Source organism: Kitasatospora terrestris (genome assembly GCF_039542905.1).
GTDB lineage: Bacteria > Actinomycetota > Actinomycetes > Streptomycetales > Streptomycetaceae > Kitasatospora > Kitasatospora terrestris.
In genome coordinates this window covers 3,342,634-3,364,511 of sequence record NZ_BAABIS010000001.1, presented here as the reverse complement: position 1 = coordinate 3,364,511, position 21,878 = coordinate 3,342,634, and the positions used below count along the sequence as shown (strand labels likewise).

Below are 21,878 nucleotides of genomic sequence, written 5' to 3'. Positions count from 1 at the left end.
GGTGGGGCCGCGCCGGGGTCCGGGCGGCCGCAGCCACCGATGGTATCCGCCCGCCGGTGGCCCGCGTAGGCGGTCGCCGATGCCCGGTGGGGGGCCGCCCGATAACGAAACGGGGTACGGCGGGTTGCGGCCCTGTCCGGACTTCCCCGATGGCCCTGCGGCCCGGTCGGCCGAGCGGCACAATGCGGCCCATGGGTGCGAGGGGTGGCGAGGACGAGGCGTCCGGTCGGCTGAGTCTGTTCGAGGACGATCCGACCGGGGGGCCGGACGGCGATGAGGGGGAGGGCGCCGGCGCCGGCGGCGAGGTGCGCCGGCGCCGGCGCGCCCGGCGGCTGCTGGTCTGGGCATCGGCGGTGCTGCTGTTCCTGCTCGGCGGCGGCGTCACCGCGGTGTACTGGACGGCGAACCACTTCGCCGACTCGGTCGAGCGGATCCCGAACGCCTTCCCGACCGTCGCCGACTCCGCGCAGCCCAAGGCGGTGGCCAACGCCGGCCAGACCTTCCTGCTGATCGGCCTGGACGCCCGCTCCGACACCGCCACCACCGGGGGCTCCGCCAAGGCCCCGGCCTGGAAGGAGGGCGCGCAGCGCAGCGACACCATGATGCTGATGCACATCGCGGCGGACCGGAAGAGCGTCGCGGTGGTCTCCATCGCCCGCGACACCTGGGTGGACGTCCCGGGCCACGGCAAGGCCAAGATCAACGCCGCGTACTCCTGGGGCGGCCCGGCGCTGGCGGTGCAGACCGTGCAGAACGTGACCGGCATCCGGGTGGACCACCTCGCGGTGATCGACTGGAACGGCTTCCGCGCCCTCACCGACGCGGTCGGCGGCGTGGACATCACCATCCCGCAGACCATCGAGGCCAAGGACGACGCCCGCCAGTGGGACAAGGGCACCCACCACATGGACGGCGCCGAGGCCCTGCTGTACGTCCGCGAGCGCCACGGCCTGCCCAACGGCGACCTGGACCGCACCAAGCGGCAGCAGAACTTCCTGCGCGCCCTGATGAACCAGACCATGGACTCCGGCACGCTCGGCAGCCCCTCCCGCCTGACCGGCCTGCTGCGGAGCGTCGGCGACGTGGTCAGCGTCGACGACCGGCTCAGCAACACCGACCTCTACGACCTCGCCTGGAGCATGCGCGGCCTGCGGGCGGACGGCGTGCGGTTCATGAACGCGCCCTTCGGCGGCTTCGGCGACGAGCAGGGCCAGTCCGTGGTCTACCTGGACGGCAGGGCGGCCGGCCTGCTCTGGGAGGCGATCCGCAACGACCGGATGGACGAGTACCTGGCGCAGCACGGCACCAGCAGCGACACCCTCGGGGAGAGCGTGCGGTGACGGTCCTAGGATGGGCCCTACTTAACGGTAATTAACCGAGGGGCGAGGCAGATGAGCGACACTTTCGACCTCTTCCGGCTGTCCGAGGAGCACGAGATGCTCCGGGAGTCGGTGCGTGCGCTGGCGGAGGCGAAGATCGCGCCGTTCGCCGCGGAGGTGGACGAGCAGGGCCGGTTCCCGCAGGAGGCGCTGGACGCGCTGCGGGCCAACGACCTGCACGCGGTGCACGTGCCGGAGGAGTTCGGCGGTGCGGGCGCGGACGCGCTGGCGACCGTGCTGGTGATCGAGGAGGTCGCCCGGGTGTGCGGCTCGTCCTCGCTGATCCCGGCGGTGAACAAGCTCGGGTCGCTGCCGGTGCAGCTGTCCGGTTCGCCGGAGCTGAAGGCGAAGTACCTGGGGGCGCTGGCCCGCGGCGAGGGCATGTTCTCGTACTGCCTGTCCGAGCCGGAGGCCGGCTCGGACGCGGCGGGGATGAAGACCCGCGCGGTGCGCGACGGCGACTTCTGGGTGCTGAACGGCGTGAAGCGCTGGATCACCAACGCCGGCGTCTCCGAGTTCTACACCGTGATGGCGGTCACCGACCCCGAGCTGCGCTCCAAGGGCATCTCCGCGTTCGTGGTGGAGAAGGGCGACCAGGGCGTGTCGTTCGGCGCGCCGGAGAAGAAGCTCGGCATCAAGGGCTCGCCGACCCGCGAGGTGTACTTCGACAACGTCCGCATCCCCGCGGACCGGATGATCGGCGCGGAGGGCACCGGCTTCGCGACCGCGATGAAGACCCTGGACCACACCCGGGTCACCATCGCCGCGCAGGCGATCGGCATCGCGCAGGGCGCCCTGGACTACGCCAAGGGCTACGTCAAGGAGCGCAAGCAGTTCGGCAAGGCCATCGCCGAGTTCCAGGGCGTGCAGTTCATGCTCGCCGACATGGCGATGAAGCTGGAGGCCGCCCGCCAGCTCACCTACGCCGCGGCCGCGAAGTCCCAGCGCACCGACGCCGACCTGACCTTCTTCGGCGCGGCCGCCAAGTGCTACGCCTCGGACGTCGCGATGGAGGTCACCACCGACGCGGTCCAGCTGCTCGGCGGCTACGGCTACACCCGCGACTACCCGGTCGAGCGGATGATGCGCGACGCCAAGATCACCCAGATCTACGAGGGCACCAACCAGGTCCAGCGCATCGTCATGGCCCGCAACCTCCCGTAACACCCTCCGCGCGGCCCGTCCGGCGCCTCAGCGAGCTGGGCAGGCCGTGCCGGACGCGGTGCAGCCCGACGCCGAGGGTGAGGGCGAGCAGCAGCGCCGAGCCGCCGACCAGCGCGGCGAGCCCGGTCTGCCGCCCGGCGGCGTCGGCGCCCCGGACCGTGATGACGAACGAACCGGTCTGGGCGCTGGCGCCGGTCGCGTTGCCCGCCGGCAGCAGGTACTGGGCCGAGCGCCGGTCGAGCGCGAGCAGGCCGGCGTGGCCGCGGTCCACCTCGTCGCCGGACTGCGCGATGGCGGCGTCGAGCCGGTCGACGGCCGACCGGAGCCCGGCGCTGTCGCCGAGCTCCTCCGGCCGGACCGGCTCGCCCGGCCCGGACCGCGGCACCGCGGCGGCGGCCAGGGCGGCGGCCGCCTGCGCGGCCTGCGCGGCGAGCGCGTCGGCGGCGGACGCCCGCGCCTCCAGCCCGGCCGCCTGCCGCTGCGCCCCGGCCTCCGCCAGCCGGTCCTCGACGGCCCGGGCCGCCAGCTCGGCCGCCTGCTCGGACGCGCGGGCCTCCAGCACCAGCAGCTCGCTGCGCAGCAGCCGGTACGCCTGGGTGTCCCTGACCGTGCCGGGCAACTGCTCCAGCCGCTCGCGCGCGGCCCGCTCGCGGCGGGCGAGTTCGGAGGCCCGTTCCGCCGCCCCGGCGGAGTCGGCGGCCGCGCCGGCCGCCGCCGTGGACAGGGTCCGGGCGTCGGACGGCAGGTCCTTGAGGGCGGCCGCGCCCTCGGCCGCTCCCGCCGCCACCTGTTGGGCGGCCGGCAGCGCGGTCTGCTGGAGGTCGGTCAGGACCGCCGAGGCCTTGGCCGCGAGGTCCTGCACGGAGGCCCGCGCCTCGTTCTGCAGGGCGGCCACCCGGCTCCCGACGGTGTCTGCGGACGTCCCCGGCAGCTCGGGCCGGGGCAGCTCGGGCCCGGGCGGGGCGAGTCCGGCCGCCGCGGGTCCGGTGGCCGCGGCGGGGCTCCCGGGCGCGGTCGGCGCCAGCGGGGCGACCCCGACCGTGGCCGGCGGGACCACCGCGTCGGTGACGTCCGCCTGGTAGCCCACCGACTGGTCGACCCCGCCGAGCGGGTCGAAGAGGAACAGCGACCACACGGCGGTGCTCGTGCCCCGGCCGGTGGCGTCCGGAGCGACGGTCGCCCCGGGCGCCCGGACCGCGGCGAACCCGGCCGGCAGGGCGACGGTGACCGTCGCGGCGAGCGGGACGGGCGCCGCGACCGAGCGGCTGTCCGCCGCGCCCCGCACGCTGGTGAACGTGACCGGGGTGGGCGCCGTGGTGGTGTTCTCGATCCGGTAGGTGACGGTGAGCCGCCCGGACCTGCCGACGACGTCCCGGGCGGGCAGCTCCTCGCCGTCCAGCCGGTAGGTCGCCGAGACCTTCACCGGCAGCTGCGCGCGGTCGAAGTCCGAGACGGTCCGCCGGGTGGCGGTGCCCTTCAGGTCGAGGCTCCACACCGCCTCGCCGTCGACCACCGGGGGCCGGCCGGAGCCGGCCAGGTCCCGCAGGCCGGACGCGGCCATCGGCACCCTCAGGTCGGCCGGACCGTGGCCGACCGCGGTGACCTCGGTGAACACCTTCGGCGTGCCGGTGACCTCCCCGGTGGCGGCGGCCGACGCCACCACCGTCTGGGAGACGCCGACCCAGGTCCCGTCCCCGGGTCCGGGGGGCCCGCCCGCCCACGCGGGGGCGGCGGACGGCAGCACGGCCAGGACGAGCGCCGCGGCGCCGCGCCGGACCCGGGCCGCCGTCATCGCTCGACCAGCTCCAGCCCCAGCAGGCCGGAGGCCGTGAAGCCGAGCGAGAAGCCCAGGAAGATCCCGGTCGCCCCGGAGCGCAGCGTCGCCAGGTAGGTGCTCGGCGCCGCCTGGAACAGCGGCTCGGTGACGCCGTAGACCGTCCCGACGCCCAGCAGCAGCAGGACGAACCACGCCCGGCTGCGGACCGCCGCCGCGACGGCGGTGACCAGGACGAACAGCACGCCGACCACCACCGCCGACCACTGGCCGGTGTACGGCAGCAGCCCGCCCCGCGCCACGTACGAGGCGGCGGCCAGCAGCAGCCCGGCGGAGAAGGCCGCGATCCGCTCGGCCGGGTTCGCGCCCGGCACCAGCCCGACCACGGTGCCCGTCACCAGGCCGAACACCGTGTACGCGAGCACCGGGGCGCCCAGCCGGCCCGGCAGCAGGTAGGTCGCCGCGGCGGCCGCGGCGAGCACCGGCCCCCCGACCAGGACCGGCGGGGCGAACACCCCCCGCTTCGTCCGGGCCCCGAAGACCGGCCCGCGGACGCCGCGCTGGAACAGGGCGGCGCAGGCCGCCGCCGCGAAGAGCAGGTTGATGCCGCAGAAGGCCAGGCCCTGGAGGTCGTCGTAGCGGGCGAGGGTGAACCAGAACGCCGACAACCCCAGCAGGGCGGCGATCCAGAGCAGGTCGCAGGCCCAGACCCAGCGGCGCACCCCGAGGCCGGCGAAGGCCGTCACCGTCACCAGCGCGCCGCAGAGCAGGCCGCCGAGCAGGAACGCGGGGTCGCGCGGGTTCCGCCCGAAGTGCTCGACGACGAAGGCGAGGGCGAGGGACGGCGTGCCGAGGGCGAGCGCGCAGAGCGCGATCCCGGGGGAGAACGGGCTGCCCGCGAACGGGGGGAAGTGCGCCGCCCGGCGGGTGGCCGGGCGCAGCAGGAAGCAGGGGCCGAGGGCGGCGAGCACCGCGTTCGGCCAGGTCCGGAACGCGACGGCGGCCAGGCCCAGGACGGCCGCCCACCCCGCCCAGTACGCCCACCGTTCCAGCCGCAGGAGCCCGAAGCCGGCCACCACCATGGACGTCCCGAGGCCGACGTGCGCGAGGTCGGCCCGTCCCAGCAGGATCTCCAGCGCGCCCGCGAGGAACAGCCACCAGACGCAGCCCGTGACGGGGAGCAGCGCGGAGTCCGGCACGCCGGCGGATCCGTCCGCGTCCGCGTCCGCGACCGCGACCGCGTCCGGGGTGGTTGCCGCCTCGGGGTCTGACTTCGCCATGGCCGTCGCCCCTTTCCAGGAGCAACGTAACCGACCTCCGCCGGTCGGCCCGGGCGGGGCACGCGGAGTTGACGGACTTTCACACCGGTCTCCCGGGTCGGCGGCCGCCGACCCGGGAGGGGCGTCACTTGGTGTCGGGCACCGGGGCGTCGTTCTTCAGCGCGTCGAACACGGCCTTGGACTTGGCCGGGTCCCACTTCACCGCGGACTCGCCGGTCGGGGTGCGGAAGTCCGGGTTGCCGATCGGCACGGTGATGGACTTGCCCTGGCCGCCGGAGACCTCCTTCATGGCGAGGAACAGCGAGCCCAGGTCGGTCAGGCCGGCGTCGTCGTCCACGATCAGGGTGCCGAGGCCGGAGGAGACCATCGGGTAGAAGACGAACGGGTTGAGCAGGGTGGCCGGGGAGGCGGCCTGCTTGGCCAGGGCGGAGAGGAACTTCTGCTGGTTGCGCATCCGGCCGAGGTCCTGGTCCGCCTCCTGGTGCCGCTGCCGGACGAAGGCGAGCGACTGGGCGCCGGTCAGGGTCTGGCAGCCGGCCTTCAGGTTCAGGCCGGAGTCCTTGTCGGAGATCGCTTTGTCGATGCACATGTCCACGCCGCCGGCCGAGTCGACGATGCCGACGAACCCGGCGAAGCCGATCTCCGCGTAGTGGTCGATGTGCAGGCCGGTGTTGGCCTCCACGGTCTGCACCAGCAGCTTCCCGCCGCCGGTGTTGAAGGCGGCGTTGATCTTGCGGGTGGCGGCCGGGACCGTCTTGCCGCTGCCGCTGGTGTCGGGGTGCGCCGGGATGTTGACCCAGGAGTCGCGCGGGATCGACATCAGCGTGTTCCCGTTGTCGCCGATGTGCAGGATCATCATCGAGTCGCTGCGCTTGCCCTGCGCCGAGCCGGTGTGGAGCGAGTCCTCCTGGGCGTCCGTGAGGCCCTGCCGGCTGTCGGAGCCGACGATCAGCCAGTTGGTGCCCTTGCCCTCGGCCGGCCGGTTCGGGTAGTCGGCCAGCACGTTCTCGTGGTTGAGCTTGGAGTCCGCCCAGAAGTAGGTGGAGACGCCGGTCACCAGCAGCGCGCCGACCACGGCCAGCGCGGCCACCTTGATCTTCCGGCGGCGCGGCCAGCGCGAGCGCGCCGCGCCGGCGGGGGCGCCGGGCGCACCCGGGCCGCCCGGGGTCGCCGGACCGTACGGCGGCTGCCCGCCGGGGCCCGCGGGCTGCGGCCGGCCGGGCTGCGCGGCGGGCTGCCCGTACTGCTGCGGCTGCCCGTACGGGGGCTGCCCGTGGCCGGGCTGCGGCTGTGCCTGCCTGGCCGGCCGGCCGTCCGGGCCGAGCGGGTCGACCAGGGTGCGGTCCTCGCCGCCTCCCCGCCGCTGCCGCGGGGGCTGCGGGGGCTGCTGGGCCGGTCGGGCGAGCGGGGCGCCCGCGCCGCGCGGGTTCAGCTCCGGCGGCAGCGGAGGCTCGGCGGGGGCACCGCCGTGGCCGTGCGCCGCGTCACTCCGACCGTACGAGCCACCGCCGCCCGGGCGGTCCTCCTGCCACGTGTTCATGGGGGAGAGGATGCCCGAAACCCGGGCCCCGCAGTGCTTCCGGGGCGCTGACCGGGCCTCTTGTATCCGTTTTGATGCAGGGGCCGGACCGTTCCGGGCCATGTTCACCTGCTGGATGCGGCCTTGACCCCCCGAAACGGCCCGTGTTTGCATGACCCGCATGGAGCAGCGAAGGATTCTCACCCGTCGGCGCCACGTCGACCTGGGTCGCGTGTCCCGTTCGCTGTGTCGTGGCTGACCGCTCCCGCCGTCCCCCACCCACCCCGCCCCACGAGGTGCACCCCCATGGCCACGATCCTCTCCGTCTCCGGCTCCCCGTCCCGGACCTCCCGCACCAGCCGGCTGCTGCGCCACGTCGACGCCCGGCTGACCGCCCACGGGCACGACGTGGTCCCGCTGGAGGCCCGTGAACTGCCCGCCGAGGCCCTGCTGCACGCAGACTTCGCGCACCCGGCGATCGTCCGCCTCGCCGAGCTCTTCGAGCGCGCCGACGGCGTGGTGATCGGCACCCCGGTCTACAAGGCCGCCTACTCCGGCCTGCTGAAGACCCTGCTGGACGTGCTGCCGCAGCACGCGCTGCGCGGCAAGTCCGTGCTGCCGCTGGCCACCGGCGGCTCCACCGCGCACGTGCTGGCGGTCGACTACGCGCTGCGCCCGGTGCTCAGCTCGATGGGGGCCGAGCACATCAGCCGGGGCTGGTTCGTCCTGGACCGGGACATCGCGGTGCGGGACGACGGCTCGACCGAGGTCGAGCGGGAGACGGACGTCCTCCTCCACCCGGTGGTGGACGCGTTCGCGGCCGCGCTCGACCGGCACACCGCGCCGCTGGTCGCGGGCTGACCTGCCGCGACGCCCTCCGGAGGGCCGGCGACCCTCAGGCCCGGGCCCTCGTCCCCTAGGGGGAGCCCGCGTCCAGCCCGTACATCTCCCTGCCACCGGTGTTCCTCCCGGGGGTGGATGACCCCGCCCGGGGCTGCTCCTACGGTTGGTGTCATCCCCAAGGACCCCCGCCGGATGGTGGTGCTGGCACCACCATCAAGACGGATGCCCACACCATTCCGCGGCCCGGGTCGCGACCGGCAGGCTTGGGGCGACGGGTGGACACCACAGAGGGAGATTCCAGTGACGACGGCAGCGAACGCCGTGCAGACGACCGCGACCATCGCGGCCTCGGCCCGGCAGGTGACCAAGGCGTACGGCGCCGGGGAGACTCGGGTCACGGCGCTGGACGCGGTCGACGTGGACATCCACCGCGGTCGCTTCACCGCGATCATGGGCCCGTCCGGCTCCGGCAAGTCGACCCTGATGCACTGCCTGGCCGGCCTCGACACCGTGACCGAGGGGCGGATCTGGATCGGTGACACCGAGATCACCGGCCTGCGCGACAAGCAGCTCACCAGGCTCCGGCGGGACAAGATCGGGTTCATCTTCCAGGCGTTCAACCTGCTGCCCACGCTCAACGCCCTGGAGAACATCACGCTGCCGATGGACATCGCCGGCCGCAAGCCCGATGCCGCCTGGCTCGACCAGGTGGTCTCCACCGTCGGTCTGGCCGACCGGCTGAAGCACCGGCCGACCCAGCTCTCCGGCGGCCAGCAGCAGCGCGTCGCGGTGGCCCGGGCGCTGGCCGCCCGGCCCGAGATCATCTTCGGTGACGAGCCGACCGGCAACCTCGACTCCCGCTCCGGCGCCGAGGTGCTGACCTTCCTGCGCCGCTCGGTCGACGAGCTGGGCCAGACCATCGTGATGGTCACCCACGACCCGGTCGCCGCCGGGTACGCGGACCGCGTGCTCTTCCTCGCCGACGGCCGGATCGTCGACGAGATGCACGCCCCGACCGCCGACTCCGTCCTCGAGCGCATGCGCCGTTTCGACGGCAAGCGCACCAGCTGAGCCGGGGCCGGGAAATCATGCTGCTCAAGACCTCACTGCGGAGCTTCCTCGCCCACAAGGGGCGGATGGTGCTCTCCCTGCTGGCCGTCGTCCTCTCGGTGGCCTTCGTCTCCGGCACGCTGGTGTTCTCCAACACCGCCACCGCCACCTTCGACCGGCTGTTCGCCTCCACCGCATCCGACCTGACGGTCCGGCAGGCCGTCACCGGGCCGCAGCACGGCGGCGGCAAGCCGGCCACCGTCCCGGTCGCCACCCAGGCCAAGCTCGCCGCCGAGCCCGGTGTGAAGAGCGCCGTCGGCAGCGTCTTCACCGAGTCCAACGTGCTGGTCGACCCCGCCACCAACAAGTCGGTCAGCCCCACCGGCGGCGCCCCGACCTTCGTCGGCAACTGGACGGACAGCCCGCGCAAGTCGGTGGACATCACCTCCGGCCACGCCCCGCAGGGCGCCGACCAGGTCGTGCTGGACGCCGACACCGCCAAGAAGGCCGGCCTCGGCCTCGGCGCCAAGCTGCGGGTCATCGCGGCGACCGGCAACCACGACTACACCATCTCCGGCATCGCCACCTTCCGCACCACCAACCCCGGCGCGGCCCTGGCCTTCCTGGACACCCCGACCGCCCAGCAGGACCTGCTCGGCGAGACCGCCTTCACCTCCGTCGAGCTGTTCGGTGACGGCAGCCGGACCAACGACCAGCTGAAGACGGCCGCCCTGGCCGACCTCGGCAGCGGCTTCGAGGCCCAGACCTCCGCCGAGCAGCAGAAGGAGAGCGCCAAGGGCGTCGGTTCCTTCCTCGGCTTCATGAAGTACGCCATGCTTGGCTTCGCCGGTGTCTCGCTGCTGGTCGGCGGCTTCCTGATCATCAACACCTTCTCCATGCTGGTCGCCCAGCGCACCCGCGAGATCGGCCTGCTGCGCGCCGTCGGCGGCAGCCGCGAGCAGGTCAACCGCTCGGTGCTGATCGAGGCCCTGCTGCTCGGCCTGATCGGCTCCACCCTCGGCCTGGCCGGCGGTCTCGGCCTCGCCATGTTGCTGATCCAGCTGATGAAGGCCGCCGGGATGAACCTCGACGCCACCTCGCTGGCGATCGACTGGACGGTCCCGGTCGCCTCGTACGCGGTCGGCATCCTGATCACCGTGATCGCCGCCTGGATCCCGGCCCGCCGGGCCTCGCGGATCTCCCCGATGGCCGCCCTGCGCGACCACGGCACCCCGGCCGAGGCCGGCGCCAACCGCCGCCGCGTGATCATCGGCAGCCTGGTCACCGCGCTCGGTGCCGCCGCGATGGCCGGGGCCGCGGCCAGCACCCAGGGCGGCACCGCCGGTCTGCTGCTGGGCCTGGGCGTCCTGCTCTCGCTGATCGGGTTCGTGGTCCTCGGCCCGCTGCTGGCCACCGGCATCGTCCGGGTGCTCGGCGCGGCCCTGCCCGCCCTGTTCGGTCCGGCCGGCAAGCTCGCCCAGCGCAACGCCCTGCGCAACCCCCGTCGTACCGGCGCCACCGCCGCCGCCCTGATGATCGGCCTGGCCCTGGTCACCGGCGCCTCGGTGGTCACCGCCTCGATGGTCAGCTCCGCCAACGCCAAGGTCGACAGCACCGTGGGCGCGGACTTCGGCCTCAACAGCCAGGCGAGCAACTTCAACTCGGCGATGGTCGACGCGGTCAAGGCCACCAAGGGCCTGACCTCCGTGACCGAGGCGAAGCACCTCCCGGAGACGAAGTTCACCCTGCCGGACGGAAAGCAGTGGGAGAGCGCCCTGCAGGCGGTCTCCGGCAACTTCGGCGAGAACTTCGCCGTCCCCACCACCGCGGGCCGGATCGAGGACGCCCTCCGCGACGGCGGGCTGATGGTGGACGAGGACCTCGCCAAGGAGCACAACCTCAAGATCGGCGACTCGATCACCGTCGACTACGGCAACGGCCGCACCCAGAGCCTGCGGCTCGGCGCCGTCGCCGAGAGCGGCAACCTCTTCGGCGGCAACCCGCTCGCCACCATCGACACCGTCGCCAAGGTCGTCCCCGCCGCCGATCTGCCGCTCGACCAGGCCATCTACGGCAGCGCGGCCGCCGGTGCCGACAAGGCCACCGTCTACAACGACCTGAAGAAGTCCATGGAGCCGTACCCGCAGGTCACCGTGGTCGACAAGGCGGGCTACAAGGACCTCGTCCAGTCGCAGGTCAACCAGCTGCTCTACATGATCTACGGCCTGCTCGGCCTGGCGATCGTGGTCGCGGTGCTCGGCGTGGTCAACACCCTGGCGCTGTCGGTGGTCGAGCGGACGCGGGAGATCGGCCTGCTGCGGGCCATCGGCCTCTCCCGCCGCCAGCTGCGCCGGATGGTCCGTCTGGAGTCGGTGGTCATCGCCCTCTTCGGTGCGGTCCTCGGCACCGGCCTGGGCCTCGGCTGGGGCATCACCGCCCGCGAGGTGCTCGCCGACCAGGGGCTGGACATCCTGACCGTCCCGACCGGCACCATCGTCAGCATCCTGATCGGCTCCGCGGTGGTCGGCCTGTTCGCCGCCCTGGTCCCGGCCTTCCGGGCCGCCCGGATGAACGTCCTGGCCGCCATCGCCACGGACTGATGCCGCACTGACGCCGGTCCGGCACCGCGTCACCGACCGCCCCGAGGGGCGCGAGGCTCTGCCCACCCGCAGAGCTCCGCGCCCCTCGGGCGCGTTCACGGGCAGCTGATCGCCGTCCCGGTCTCCGCGCTCACCCCGTTCGCCGCCGCCGTCGCCCCCGCCGAGGCGCCCGCCCCCGCCGCACCCGTCCCCGCCGCAGCCCCGGCCGCCGCCGGGTTCGCCGCAGCGGGCGCGGCCCCGGCCACACCCCGGTAGTCGGCGCCGACCACCACCTGGAGGGTCGCCCCCAGCCCCGGGACGGCCACCGCCTCCGCGCCCGGCAGGGCGGCCAGCAGCGTCTTCGAGGACTCGTCCCACCGCGGGTCGTACCGCACCACCGTCCGCCCGACCGGTGTCGGCCCGGCCTCCGGGCCGGCGTTGGACGGCGTCCCGGTGGTCGCGAAGCCGGCCTTCCGCAGGTCGCCGTCCACCCGCGAGCCGAGCCCGGACACCCCCGCGCCGTTGAGCACCTGCACCCGGATCCGGGCGGGCGGCACCGTCCCCGCCGCGACCGGGGAGGCGGTCGCGGCGGGCCCGCCCGCCGGGGCGACCGCCCGTCCGGTCAGCGACTTCCCGGTGCGCATCGCGTCGAACAGCGCCTTGGCGCCCTTCTCCTCCCAGCGCACCGCGGAGCCCCAGCCCGGCACCTGGTAGTCCACGTCCGCGATCGGCACGGTGGTGAAGTCGGCGTTGGCGGCGGAGAGCTCCTTGAGCCGGCCCGCCAGCCGCAGCAGGTCCTCGGTGGAGAGGTCCTCGTCGGCCTTGACCGACCTCAGCACGGTGTCCATCAGGCCGGTCAGCCTCGCCGGGTCGAGCAGCGTGCCGCCGGAGGTCGCCTGGTGCAGCAGCTGGGCCAGGAAGCGCTGCTGGCGGTGCATCCGGCCGAGGTCCGAGCTGCCGTCCACGTGCCGGGCCCGGACGTACTTGAGCGCGCCCGCGCCGTCCAGCCGGGTGGTGCCGGCGGGCAGGTCCAGCCCGGAGTACTCGTCCTTCAGCGGCTTGGCGGTGCACACCTCCACCCCGCCGACCGCGTCCACCGTGGCGACGAAGCTGAGGAAGTTGACCTGGAGGTAGTGGTCGATCCGCAGCCCGGTGTTCTGCTCGACGGTCCGGACGGTGAGCGGGGCGCCGCCCATGCCGTACGCGGCGTTGATCTTCCCCTTGCTCGCCGCGACCTGACGGCCGCTCACCCGGTCCTTGTACGCGGGGATGTCCACGTACGAGTCGCGGGGGAGGGAGACCACGTTGGCCCGGCCGCCGTCGTCGGCGAGCTGGACGACCATCATGGTGTCGGTGCAGTGGCAGGACTCCCCGCCCGCGTGCAGCACGTCCTTCAGGGTGGCCTCGGGAATGCCCTCGCGGTCGTCGGTGCCGACCACCAGGAAGGTGGTCACCCCGTCGTCCGCCGGGCGGTCCCGGTCGCCGCCGAAGGCGTCGACCCGGTCGATCGCGTCGCCGACCCCGTTCAGCACCACCCAGCCGCCGCACGAGGTGGCCAGGATCGCCAGTGACACGGTGCCCGCCGCCCAGCGTCCCCAGCGGCGTCGGGAGGACGGTGGGGCGTGACGGTCGGACGGCGCAGTACGGGGCATTCTCCGGATCGTAGGCGTGCGTCCCGCCCGTTTCCCGGAGGGCGCGCCGCAGTCGGGTGAGGGCGGTGAAACGTTCCGCCGCGATGGTCACCGGGTCGACGCACCCCGCGTCCGACAGGGCCGGGGCGTCGCCGGTACGCTCGGGCACGATGAACACCAAGGCTGCTGAGGAGCTGCCGGCGGTCTCCGTGATCATGCCGGTGCTGAACGAGGAACGTCACCTCCGTACCGCCGTCCGCCGGATCCTCGAACAGGACTACCCGGGCGAGCTGGAGGTGGTGATCGCACTCGGCCCGTCCGACGACCGGACAGACGAGATCGCCGCCGAACTGGTGGCCGAGGACCCCCGGGTCCGGACCGTGCCGAACCCCACCGGCCGCACCCCGGCCGGCCTGAACGCGGCCGTCCGCGCCTCCAGCCACCCCGTCGTGGTCCGGGTGGACGGCCACGGCCTGCTGACCCCGGGTTACATCTCCACCGCCGTCCGCCTGCTCGACGAGATGGACGCCGCCAACGTCGGCGGCATCATGCACGCCGAGGGCGAGACCCAGTGGGAGAAGGCGGTCGCCGCCGCCATGACCTCCAGGATCGGTGTAGGCAACGCCTCCTTCCACACCGGCGGTCTGGCCGGCCCCGCCGACACGGTGTACCTGGGCGTCTTCCGCCGCGAGGTGCTCGCCGCGCACGGCGGCTACAACGAGGAGTTCGTCCGCGCCCAGGACTGGGAGCTGAACTACCGGATCCGCCAGGACGGCGGGCTGATCTGGTTCACCCCGCAGCTCAGGGTGACCTACCGGCCGCGTCCCAGCGTCCGTGCGCTCGCCAAGCAGTACAAGGACTACGGCCGTTGGCGCCGGGTGGTGACCCGCTACCACCGCGGCTCCGTCAACCTGCGCTACCTCGCCCCGCCGGCCGCCCTGCTCGGCGTGCTCGGCGGCCTGGTGCTCGGTGCCGCTCTCCACCCGGCGTTCCTCGCCGTCCCGCTGCTCTACCTGTGCGGGCTGCTCGGCGGCGCCGCGGTCGCCGGCCGGGGCCTGTCCGCCCGGGCCCGGGTCCGACTGCCGGTCGCCCTCGCGACCATGCACCTCAGCTGGGGCTTCGGCTTCCTCACCTCGCCGCGCTCGCTCGCCCGCAAGGTGATCGCCAGCAGGGCCCCGGCCCCGGTGGGCCCGGTCTCGTCCTGACGACGTGGCTGCCGCCGTTTCCCCCTCGGCGCCGCCCCGCAGCCGCTATCTTCGCGGCATGGGGAGCACTGAGGGGGCTGCGGCCGCCCGCATCCAGCCGAGCGCGGACGTCGACGACCGGGCGGTGATCGGTCCCGGCACCACGGTCTGGCACCTCGCCCAGGTCCGCGAGGACGCCGAGATCGGCGCCGACTGCATCATCGGGCGCGGCGCGTACGTCGGTCCGGGGGTCAAGCTCGGCGACCGCGTCAAACTCCAGAACCACGCCCTGGTGTACGAGCCCGCCGTGGTCGAGGACGGCGTCTTCGTCGGCCCAGCGGCCGTCCTCACCAACGACCTCTACCCGCGCTCGGTGGACGTCGACGGCAAGCTCAAGCGCACCGACGACTGGCACGCCCGGGGGGTCACCCTGCGCGAGGGCTGCTCGATCGGCGGCCGCGCCGTCCTGGTCGCCGGTGTGACGGTGGGCCGCTGGGCCCTGGTCGCCGCCGGGGCCGTGGTCCACCGCGACGTCCCCGACTTCGCGCTGGTCGCCGGCGTCCCCGCCCGCCGCATCAAGTGGGTCGGCCGGGCCGGCGAACCGCTCCTGCCCACCGACGACCCGGCCACCTGGCGCTGCCCCCGCACCGGCGAGGAGTACCGCGAGCACGGGGGAACGCTGACCGAGGCCCGCCCGGCGCCTACTGCTTGAGCTTCGTCTGGGTGCAGCTCTCGTCGTCGCCCTGATGGGTCTTCACGTCCGTCGGCAGCGCGCTGGGCACCGGCGCCGGGGGCGCGGCCGCGGGGGAGCCGAAGTCCGCGCCGAGGGTGACGGTGACGCCGCGTCCGCCGCCGCCGACCGCCACCGCGCCGGCGGGCAGCCCGAGTGCCGCGGCCACCGCCTGCGCGGCGGCCTTCTGGTCGGCCTGGGCGTACCGGACGGTGCTCGCCGCCAGCCCGGTCGGCGCCCCGCTGCCCGGCTTCGCCCGGTAGCCGAGCCCGCTCAGCGTCGTCGCGGTCGTGGTGGCCAGCTGCGGACGGGTGGTGCCGTTCAGCACGGTCACGCTCACCCCGCGCGGGTCCACCGCCGGAGCGGCCGGCGCGGAGGACGCGGGGGCGGGTGCGGCCGCCGGGGACGAGGGCGCGGCCGAGCCGCCGGTGTGGTCCTCGCCGCCGTTGAGCGTGCGGTCGGCGAGGACCAGCGCGAACAGCGCGTCCGCCTGCGGCTGCACCATCCGGGCCTTCTCCCGCAGTGCCGGATCGGGGTCGTCCTTGGTGTACTCCACCACGGGCTGGACGAAGGTCACGTCCGAGGGCTTCACGTTCCGCAGGTCCGTGGCGAGCCCGACCAGCTTGGTGGTGCCGGCGAGCGGGTCGTCCACGGTGATCGACTTGGTGGCGGCCTCGACGACCGGGAACGCCTTGCTCGGGTCGAGCAGGGTCCCCTGCGCGGTGACCTTGCGCAGCAGCGCGGCGAGGAAGGCGCGCTGCATCGAGAACCGGCCGACCGAGCTGCCGTCCTGGACGGCGTGCCGGGTGCGGACGAACTGCAGGCCCTGCTCACCGCTGAGGTGGCTGCGCCCGGCCGGCAGGTCGAGCTGCGAGTCCCGGTCCTTCACCGGGGTGCACAGGTCGACGTCCACGCCGCCGACGGCGTCGGTGAGCTGCTTGACGCCCTCGAAGTTGACCACCATCCAGTGGTCGATCTTCAGTTTGGTGATGGCCTGCACGGTGTCCTGGACGCAGCCGGGGCCGCCGCGGGACATCGCCTCGTTCAGCGGCCGGTGCTTGCGCGCGGGGTAGACCTTGCCGTCGGGCGCGACGCACTTGGGGTGGTCGACCAGGGAGTCGCGCGGCAGGTCGATGGCGACGGCGGCCCGCCGGTCGGGGTAGACGTGCAGGACGATGTCGACGTCGTTGTTGCCGAGGCCGACGTTGTCCCGGTCGCCGTAGGCGCCGTTCAGGCCCTTCCGGCTGTCGGTGCCGATCACCAGGATGTTCATCGCGACCCGGCCCTGGGCGTCGGCGGCCCCGGCGGGCGGCGGTTCGTTGCCGGCGCCGAGCGGGGCGTGCCGGATGTTGGAGTCCAGGTGCCGGACGTACAGGTACGCGCCGCCGCAGCCGGCCACCAGCAGCAGCCCGGTGGTCAGCGCGACCGGCTTGAGCCACCGCCGCACGCCGGTGGCACGGCGCCGCCGTCGCCCGCCGCGCCCGGCGGCTCGTCCGGAGGTTTGCTCGGGGGTCCTGCCGGATTGCTGTCCGGCGCGCCGCCTCGTGGCCGCCCGCCCGCCGTCGACCGGTATCGCGTGCGTCGCGCCCGTCGGTTGGTCGCTCGTCATACCGGTGTCCACGCTCCGGCGGACGGGCAGGTTACGAAACCGATCGACCCCGCACGGAAGTGACCGCCGGCCGGCGCTACTTGGCGCAGACGTTCTCGTCGTCGGCCTGGACCCGCTGGAGGTCCTTCGGCGCCTCGGTGGGTGCCGCCGCGGTGAGCGCGGTGCCGTCGGCGTAGTCCTTGCCGACCACCACGACCAGGCCGTCCTTCGCACCGAGCCTGGAGCTCTGCTGCGCGGCGCTCGCGGGCAGGCCGAGCGCGGCGGCCACCGCCGCGGCCTGGTCCGCCTTGCCGGCCGGGTACTGGACGACGCTGGTGGCCGCCGGGTCGGCGTTGCTGCCGGGGGCGGCGAGGGTGAAGCCCTTGCCCTGGAGCGCGGTCGCGCCCTTGGTGGCCTGCTGGGCGACGCCGCTGCCGTTGCGCACGGTGACCTTGACGGCCTTGGCGTCGACCTGCGGCACGGCGGGTGCCTCGGTGGTGGGCGCGGCGGAGGGGGCGGGCGCGCTCGCGGCGGGCTGCGGGACGTCGGTGAGCGACTTGTCCCCGGCAATCATCGCGAACAGCTGCTTGGCGTCCGGGTCCTTGAGGACGAGCCGGCCGCTCTCGCCCTTCTCGGTGGAGTCCAGCACCGGCACGGTGGTGAAGGTGATGTTCTTGGTGTTCACCTTGGCCAGGTCGAGCGCCAGGTCCTTCAGCTTGTTGACGTCGTTGATCTTCGAGTCGACGGTCAGCGCCTTGGTGGCGGCGTCGGCGAGGTTCCACAGCTTGGTCGGGCTGGTCAGGGTGTCGCTGCTCTTCATCTTGCGGATCATCGAGCTGATGAACTGCTGCTGCAGCGGAATGCGGGTCAGGTCGCCGCCGTAGCCGACCGCGTGGCGGGTCCGGACGAAGGCGAGCGCCTCGTCGCCCTGCACCACGTGCTTGCCCTTGGACATCTTCAGGTGCGAGCCGGGGTCGTTGATGTCCTTGGCGGCGCACACCTCGACGCCGCCGACGGCGGTGGAGAGGGTCTTCACGGCCTCGAAGTTGACCATCATGAAGTGGTCGATCCGGACGCCGGTCATCTTCTCGACCGTCTTCCAGGTGCAGCCGGGGTCGCGGCCCTCCTGGCCGAGGCTCTCGTTGAACATCGCCCGGGCGCTGCCGGCGATCTTCTTGTTGCCGGTCTGGCACTCCGGGACGGTCACCATCAGGTCGCGCGGGATGGACATCACCGTGGCGTTGGAGCGGTCCTTGGAGACGTGCATCAGCAGCGTGGTGTCGGCGTGTCCGGTGCTGCCCTCGTCGCCGTACTCGCGGCCGAGGCCGACCCGGCTGTCGGTGCCGATCACCAGGATGTTCATCGCGTCGGTGACGCCCTGCGGGCGCTCCGCGTCGCTGCCGACCTGGACGTCGACCGAGGAGATGTTCTGGTTGAAGTGCTGGTACGCGTAGTACGCGCCGCCGCAGCCGGCCACCAGCACCAGGGCGGCCACCCCGGCGGTCCACTTGAGGGCGCGGCGGCGGCCGCGCTGCCGTCCGGCCCGCCCGGTCCTCGCGTCGCGGCGCCGGGCGGCCCGGCCGCCGCCGGCCGCGGGGTCGGGCTCGGGCGCGCGGCGCCGCGACGCGGGTTCGCGGACGCGCTCGGTGCGGGGGGGTGCGCGGGGACGGAACGGCGGCGGCGTTCAGGTCCAGGCGGAACTCGCCGGTCTCGGGGTCGAGCACCCACTGATCGGCCGGGTCGACGCCGTGCGGGTACGGGTCCGCCAGGCTGTTCGTGTTCCGGTGTCCGCTGTTCACCCCGGACACCCTAGACGAGCATCGGTCGAACTCCGTCGGCTTGTGACGGCCGTCACCGACCCGACTGCGGGCAAACCGGACATAACCGTTGACCGGTCTTCACATCGCATGCTCATCTTCGTGATCCGGACGAGTCCGGCAGGGGCGGGCGGAAGCCGCGTCCCGACGTCAGTGCATGCCGCAGGTGTCCTGGTCGGCGGTCCGTCCCTCCAGCACCGGACTCGATCCGGCGAATCCGGAGGCCGACGGTGACGGCAGCGCGGTCGGGTCCTCCAGCACCTCGCCCTCCTCCGGGGCGGCTGCCGCATCACCCGCTCCGGGCGCCGCGCTCACGCTCCCGTCCGCGCCGGGAGCCGCGTACCCGCTCGCCCCGGCACCCGGCCGAGCGCTCGCACTCGCGCTCGCACTCGGGCCGGCACTGGGGCTCGCCGCGTACGGCTTCACCGCCACCTGCTGGTCCGCCCGCAGCGCCGCGAACAGCTGGGCGGTCTGCGGCTGCACGAACTCGTCCCGGTTGGCGTTCAGCCGGTACGCCCGGCGCGGCGCGGTCAGCAGCGCCACGTTCGACGGCGCCATCCCGCGCAGCTCCTGCGCCAGGTCGTACAGCGAGCCCAGCGAGGAGAGCTCCGGGTCCGCCTTCACCGCCGAGGTCGCCGCGTCCAGCAGCGGCCACAGCCTGGCCGGGTTGAACAGCACCCCCTGCGACTGCACCTTGCGCAGCAGCGACGCCAGGAACTGCTGCTGACGTCCCATCCGCTGGGTGTCGCTGCCGTCCCCGATCGTCTCCCGCACCCGGACGTACCCGAGCGCCTGCTCGCCGGTGAGCGTCTGCCGTCCGGCGGCGAGGTCCAGCTTGGCGTTCCGGTCGTGGATCGCCCGCGGCACGCACACCTCGACGCCGCCGACCGCGTCCACCATCTTCTTGAAGCCGGTGAAGTCCAGGATCAGGTGGTGGTCGACCCGGATCCCGCTCAGCCGCTCCACCGTGCGGATGGTGCAGGCCGGGCCGCCCAGTTCGAAGGCGGCGTTGAACTGGGTGACCTGCTGCCGCGTCCGGGTGCCGTTCGGCAGGTCGCAGGCCGGCACGGTCACCATCACGTCGCGCGGGATCGACACCGCCGTCGCGTGCCGCCGGTCCGCCGCCAGGTGGAGCAGGATCGTGGTGTCCGACCGCTGGCCGCCGGCCTCGCCGTAGGCGCCGTTCGCCCCCGTCCGGTCGTCGCTGCCGATCAGCAGGATGTTCTCGGCCTGTCCGTCGCCGCGGGCCGGCCGGTCCGAGGCCCGGCCGAGCAGCGTGCCGGTCATCCGGTCGGCCTCGATGTTGCCGTTCAGCTTCCGGTACGCGAGCCAGGCCAGCGTCCCCGTCACCGCCATCACCAGCGCCAGCGTCCCGCCGGTCAGCGCGATCCAGTGCCGGCGCACGAAAGAGCGGCGCCCCCCGCCCTGGTCGGTCGGGGGGCGCTCGCCGGTGTCCTGCTCCTCTTCCATCGCGGGGATCCCTACCCCGCGGGCATCGGGCCGGAGATCAGCTCAGACGAACAGTCACCCGTTCGGCGTCGATCCGCTTCTCCCACTGCTCGTCCGTCAGACCGTCCGAGTTCCGGCACAGCACCACCGAGGCGCCGGCCGCCAGCGGTGCCAGCAGCCCGGCCTCCAGACCGGACCAGTCGTCGAAGGACAGCGTGGAGAGCACCCGGCTCTGCGTGCCCAGCCCGAGCCGGGCCGCGCCCTCCCGGGCCAGCGCCACCGACTGCTCGCCGGACAGCTTCAGCGGCAGCCCGTCGATCACCGTCTCCAGCGCGGGGGAGCTGGGGTCGACCGGCGAGTACGGCGCGAAGCGGTCGCCCTGGCCCGGCACCTCGGCCGCGTAGTCCAGGAACCCGTCCGGCCGCTGCGGGAACCGGCCGCCCAGCGGACGCAGCGCCAGCGCCACCCGCTCGCCGGAGCACTCCTGCGCCGCCGCCAGCCCCTCCGGGCCGCTCACCACCAGGTCCGCGTCGGCCGGTTCGCCGCCTGGCACCGCCGTGACGCCCACCGACCAGCACGCCAGCAGCCAGACCGCGGTCTGCCAGTGCGCGGGCAGCAGCAGCGCCGCCCGGTCGTCCGGACCGGCGTTCAGCTCGTCCTGGAGGAGGTTGGCGGTCTTCGCCACCCAGTTGTCGAAGGTCTTCGCCGACAGCTCGACCCGTTCACCGGTCGAGTCGTCGTAGAAGGTGATCAGGGGACGGGACGGATCGGCATCGGGGGCCCCGGCGCGCAGATAGGCGTGCAGCAGCTCGGCGGGCGTGCGGGCATCGGCAGCGAAAGGCGCAGTCATGGTGCAGTCCACCCTAATCCCTGCGACCCCGCCCCCGGGAGACCGTCATCGGTGCAGACCACCGCGGTTGTCCGCCCCCGTGCGTATCGTTCATCCCGATATCGGCGGAAGGCGGTGGATCATGCCCGGCACGGTGCGGCAGTGGCACCCCCCGTACCCCCTCGACCTCGGGCGGACGCTCTTCCCGCTGCGCCACGGTCCCGCCGACCCGGCGTACCGGACCACGCCGGACGGCGCGGTCTGGCGGGCCTCCCGGACCCCGGCCGGGCCCGGCACCCTGCGCATCGCCCCGGCGGCGGCCGGGGCGGTCGAGGGCCGGGCCTGGGGGCCGGGAGCCGGGTGGCTGCTCGACCGGCTGCCGGAGCTGCTCGGCGCCACTGACGACCCGTCGGCCCTCGCCCTGCCGCCCGGCCCGCTGCGCGAGGCCCAGCGCACCTTCCCCGGGCTGCGGCTGACCCGCACCGGCCTGGTGCTGGAGTCGCTGGTCCCCTCGATCCTGGAGCAGAAGGTCACCACCGACGAGGCGTACCGCGCCTGGCGCACCCTGCTGCGCGACTTCGGCACCCCGGCGCCCGGCCCGGCCGGCGCCGAGGGGATGCGGGTCGCGCCCTCGGCCCGGGAGTGGACGCTGATCCCCAGCTGGGAGTGGCACCGGGCCGGGGTGGACCCCAAGCGCTCGGCCACCGTGCTGCGCGCCGCCCGGCTCGCCGCCCGCCTGGAGGAGGCCTCCGGCTTCGACCACGCCGACGCCTTCGCCCGGCTCACCGCCGTCCCGGGCATCGGGGTCTGGACGGCCGCCGAGACCCTCCAGCGCTCCAACGGCGACGCCGACGCCGTCTCGGTCGGCGACTACCACCTGCCCAACCTGGTCGGCTGGGCGCTGGCCGGCCGCCCGCGCAGCGACGACGCCCAGATGCTGGAACTCCTGGAGCCCTACCGGCCGCACCGCTACCGGGTCTGCCGGCTGCTGCGCCTGACCGCCTGGCACGCCCCCCGCTACGGGCCGCGGCTGACTCCCAACGACCACCGCAACCGCTGACC

At 74.1% G+C, this 21,878-nt stretch carries 16 protein-coding genes; 8 read left to right on the top strand and 8 right to left on the bottom strand.

The window, feature by feature from the left end:
• Positions 1-191: 191 nt before the first annotated feature.
• Together ABEB06_RS15290 and ABEB06_RS15285 are read left to right on the top strand one after the other, a co-directional pair.
• Entirely contained in the window at positions 192-1,340 is a 1,149-nt protein-coding gene (locus tag ABEB06_RS15290) for an LCP family protein (RefSeq protein ID WP_345697411.1), read from the top strand.
• 51 nt (positions 1,341-1,391) lie between these two features.
• Positions 1,392-2,543: an acyl-CoA dehydrogenase family protein gene (locus ABEB06_RS15285; protein WP_345697410.1), complete on the top strand. Its 1,152-nt coding sequence runs from the start codon at positions 1,392-1,394 to the stop codon at positions 2,541-2,543.
• On the opposite strand, the gene ABEB06_RS15280 is transcribed toward ABEB06_RS15285, so the two are convergent.
• From ABEB06_RS15280 to ABEB06_RS15270, 3 genes are all read right to left on the bottom strand, one after another.
• A complete protein-coding gene (locus tag ABEB06_RS15280; RefSeq protein ID WP_345697409.1) occupies positions 2,521-4,335 on the bottom strand; it encodes a hypothetical protein in 1,815 nt (604 codons plus the stop codon). The two genes, ABEB06_RS15285 and ABEB06_RS15280, sit on opposite strands and share 23 nt — an antisense overlap.
• A complete protein-coding gene (locus ABEB06_RS15275; RefSeq protein WP_345697408.1) occupies positions 4,332-5,597 on the bottom strand; it encodes a hypothetical protein in 1,266 nt (421 codons plus the stop codon). Before ABEB06_RS15275 ends, ABEB06_RS15280 begins: the two co-directional genes overlap by 4 nt.
• Before the next feature lie 124 nt (positions 5,598-5,721).
• Positions 5,722-7,137, bottom strand: coding sequence for an LCP family protein (locus ABEB06_RS15270; protein WP_345697407.1), 1,416 nt, complete (start codon positions 7,135-7,137; stop codon positions 5,722-5,724).
• A gap of 285 nt (positions 7,138-7,422) precedes the next feature.
• Here ABEB06_RS15270 and ssuE point away from each other — a divergent pair, with 285 nt between their 5' ends.
• The 3 genes from ssuE to ABEB06_RS15255 all read left to right on the top strand — a co-directional run bounded on the left by ssuE (position 7,423) and on the right by ABEB06_RS15255 (position 11,609).
• Positions 7,423-7,977, top strand: a complete 555-nt coding sequence (ssuE, locus tag ABEB06_RS15265; protein WP_345697406.1) for an NADPH-dependent FMN reductase — start codon at positions 7,423-7,425, stop codon at positions 7,975-7,977.
• Between the two features lie 321 nt (positions 7,978-8,298).
• Positions 8,299-9,030: an ABC transporter ATP-binding protein gene (locus ABEB06_RS15260; protein WP_345701859.1), complete on the top strand. Its 732-nt coding sequence runs from the start codon at positions 8,299-8,301 to the stop codon at positions 9,028-9,030.
• A gap of 14 nt (positions 9,031-9,044) precedes the next feature.
• Positions 9,045-11,609: an ABC transporter permease gene (locus tag ABEB06_RS15255; RefSeq protein ID WP_345701858.1), complete on the top strand. Its 2,565-nt coding sequence runs from the start codon at positions 9,045-9,047 to the stop codon at positions 11,607-11,609.
• Positions 11,610-11,704: 95 nt separating this feature from the next.
• Here the strand turns inward: ABEB06_RS15255 and ABEB06_RS15250 are convergent, their stop codons facing one another.
• Complete coding sequence (locus ABEB06_RS15250; protein WP_345697405.1) at positions 11,705-13,240, bottom strand: LCP family protein; 1,536 nt, start codon at positions 13,238-13,240, stop codon at positions 11,705-11,707.
• Between the two features lie 149 nt (positions 13,241-13,389).
• Between ABEB06_RS15250 and ABEB06_RS15245 the strand changes: the two genes are divergently transcribed.
• Together ABEB06_RS15245 and ABEB06_RS15240 are read left to right on the top strand one after the other, a co-directional pair.
• Entirely contained in the window at positions 13,390-14,424 is a 1,035-nt protein-coding gene (locus ABEB06_RS15245) for a glycosyltransferase family 2 protein (protein WP_345697404.1), read from the top strand.
• 58 nt (positions 14,425-14,482) lie between these two features.
• Positions 14,483-15,115, top strand: coding sequence for an acyltransferase (locus ABEB06_RS15240; protein ID WP_345697403.1), 633 nt, complete (start codon positions 14,483-14,485; stop codon positions 15,113-15,115).
• Here ABEB06_RS15240 and ABEB06_RS15235 read toward each other — a convergent pair.
• The 4 genes from ABEB06_RS15235 to ABEB06_RS15220 form a co-directional block, all read right to left on the bottom strand.
• Positions 15,105-16,580 carry an LCP family protein gene (locus ABEB06_RS15235; protein WP_345697402.1) on the bottom strand — a complete coding sequence of 492 codons (1,476 nt, stop codon included), beginning with the start codon at positions 16,578-16,580 and terminating at the stop codon, positions 15,105-15,107. The two genes, ABEB06_RS15240 and ABEB06_RS15235, sit on opposite strands and share 11 nt — an antisense overlap.
• A gap of 238 nt (positions 16,581-16,818) precedes the next feature.
• Positions 16,819-18,216 carry an LCP family protein gene (locus tag ABEB06_RS15230; RefSeq protein WP_345697401.1) on the bottom strand — a complete coding sequence of 466 codons (1,398 nt, stop codon included), beginning with the start codon at positions 18,214-18,216 and terminating at the stop codon, positions 16,819-16,821.
• 472 nt (positions 18,217-18,688) lie between these two features.
• Complete coding sequence (locus ABEB06_RS15225) at positions 18,689-20,008, bottom strand: LCP family protein (protein WP_345697400.1); 1,320 nt, start codon at positions 20,006-20,008, stop codon at positions 18,689-18,691.
• A gap of 37 nt (positions 20,009-20,045) precedes the next feature.
• Positions 20,046-20,837, bottom strand: a complete 792-nt coding sequence (locus ABEB06_RS15220) for a TIGR03089 family protein (RefSeq protein WP_345697399.1) — start codon at positions 20,835-20,837, stop codon at positions 20,046-20,048.
• A 121-nt stretch (positions 20,838-20,958) separates the two neighbouring features.
• Here ABEB06_RS15220 and ABEB06_RS15215 point away from each other — a divergent pair, with 121 nt between their 5' ends.
• On the top strand, positions 20,959-21,876 hold the full coding sequence (locus ABEB06_RS15215) for a DNA-3-methyladenine glycosylase family protein (protein WP_345697398.1): 918 nt from the start codon (positions 20,959-20,961) through the stop codon (positions 21,874-21,876).
• The last annotated feature ends 2 nt before the right edge of the window (positions 21,877-21,878 follow it).

Excerpts from the sequence above, each read along its gene's own strand:
- ABEB06_RS15290 (WP_345697411.1), top strand. The coding sequence starts at position 192 with ATGGGTGCGAGGGGTGGCGAGGACGAGGCGTCCGGTCGGCTGAGTCTG.
- ABEB06_RS15285 (WP_345697410.1), top strand. The coding sequence starts at position 1,392 with ATGAGCGACACTTTCGACCTCTTCCGGCTGTCCGAGGAGCACGAGATG.
- ABEB06_RS15280 (WP_345697409.1), bottom strand. The coding sequence starts at position 4,335 with ATGACGGCGGCCCGGGTCCGGCGCGGCGCCGCGGCGCTCGTCCTGGCC.
- ABEB06_RS15275 (WP_345697408.1), bottom strand. The coding sequence starts at position 5,597 with ATGGCGAAGTCAGACCCCGAGGCGGCAACCACCCCGGACGCGGTCGCG.
- ABEB06_RS15270 (WP_345697407.1), bottom strand. The coding sequence starts at position 7,137 with ATGAACACGTGGCAGGAGGACCGCCCGGGCGGCGGTGGCTCGTACGGT.
- ssuE (WP_345697406.1), top strand. The coding sequence starts at position 7,423 with ATGGCCACGATCCTCTCCGTCTCCGGCTCCCCGTCCCGGACCTCCCGC.
- ABEB06_RS15250 (WP_345697405.1), bottom strand. The coding sequence starts at position 13,240 with ATGCCCCGTACTGCGCCGTCCGACCGTCACGCCCCACCGTCCTCCCGA.
- ABEB06_RS15245 (WP_345697404.1), top strand. The coding sequence starts at position 13,390 with ATGAACACCAAGGCTGCTGAGGAGCTGCCGGCGGTCTCCGTGATCATG.
- ABEB06_RS15240 (WP_345697403.1), top strand. The coding sequence starts at position 14,483 with ATGGGGAGCACTGAGGGGGCTGCGGCCGCCCGCATCCAGCCGAGCGCG.
- ABEB06_RS15225 (WP_345697400.1), bottom strand. The coding sequence starts at position 20,008 with ATGGAAGAGGAGCAGGACACCGGCGAGCGCCCCCCGACCGACCAGGGC.
- ABEB06_RS15220 (WP_345697399.1), bottom strand. The coding sequence starts at position 20,837 with ATGACTGCGCCTTTCGCTGCCGATGCCCGCACGCCCGCCGAGCTGCTG.
- ABEB06_RS15215 (WP_345697398.1), top strand. The coding sequence starts at position 20,959 with ATGCCCGGCACGGTGCGGCAGTGGCACCCCCCGTACCCCCTCGACCTC.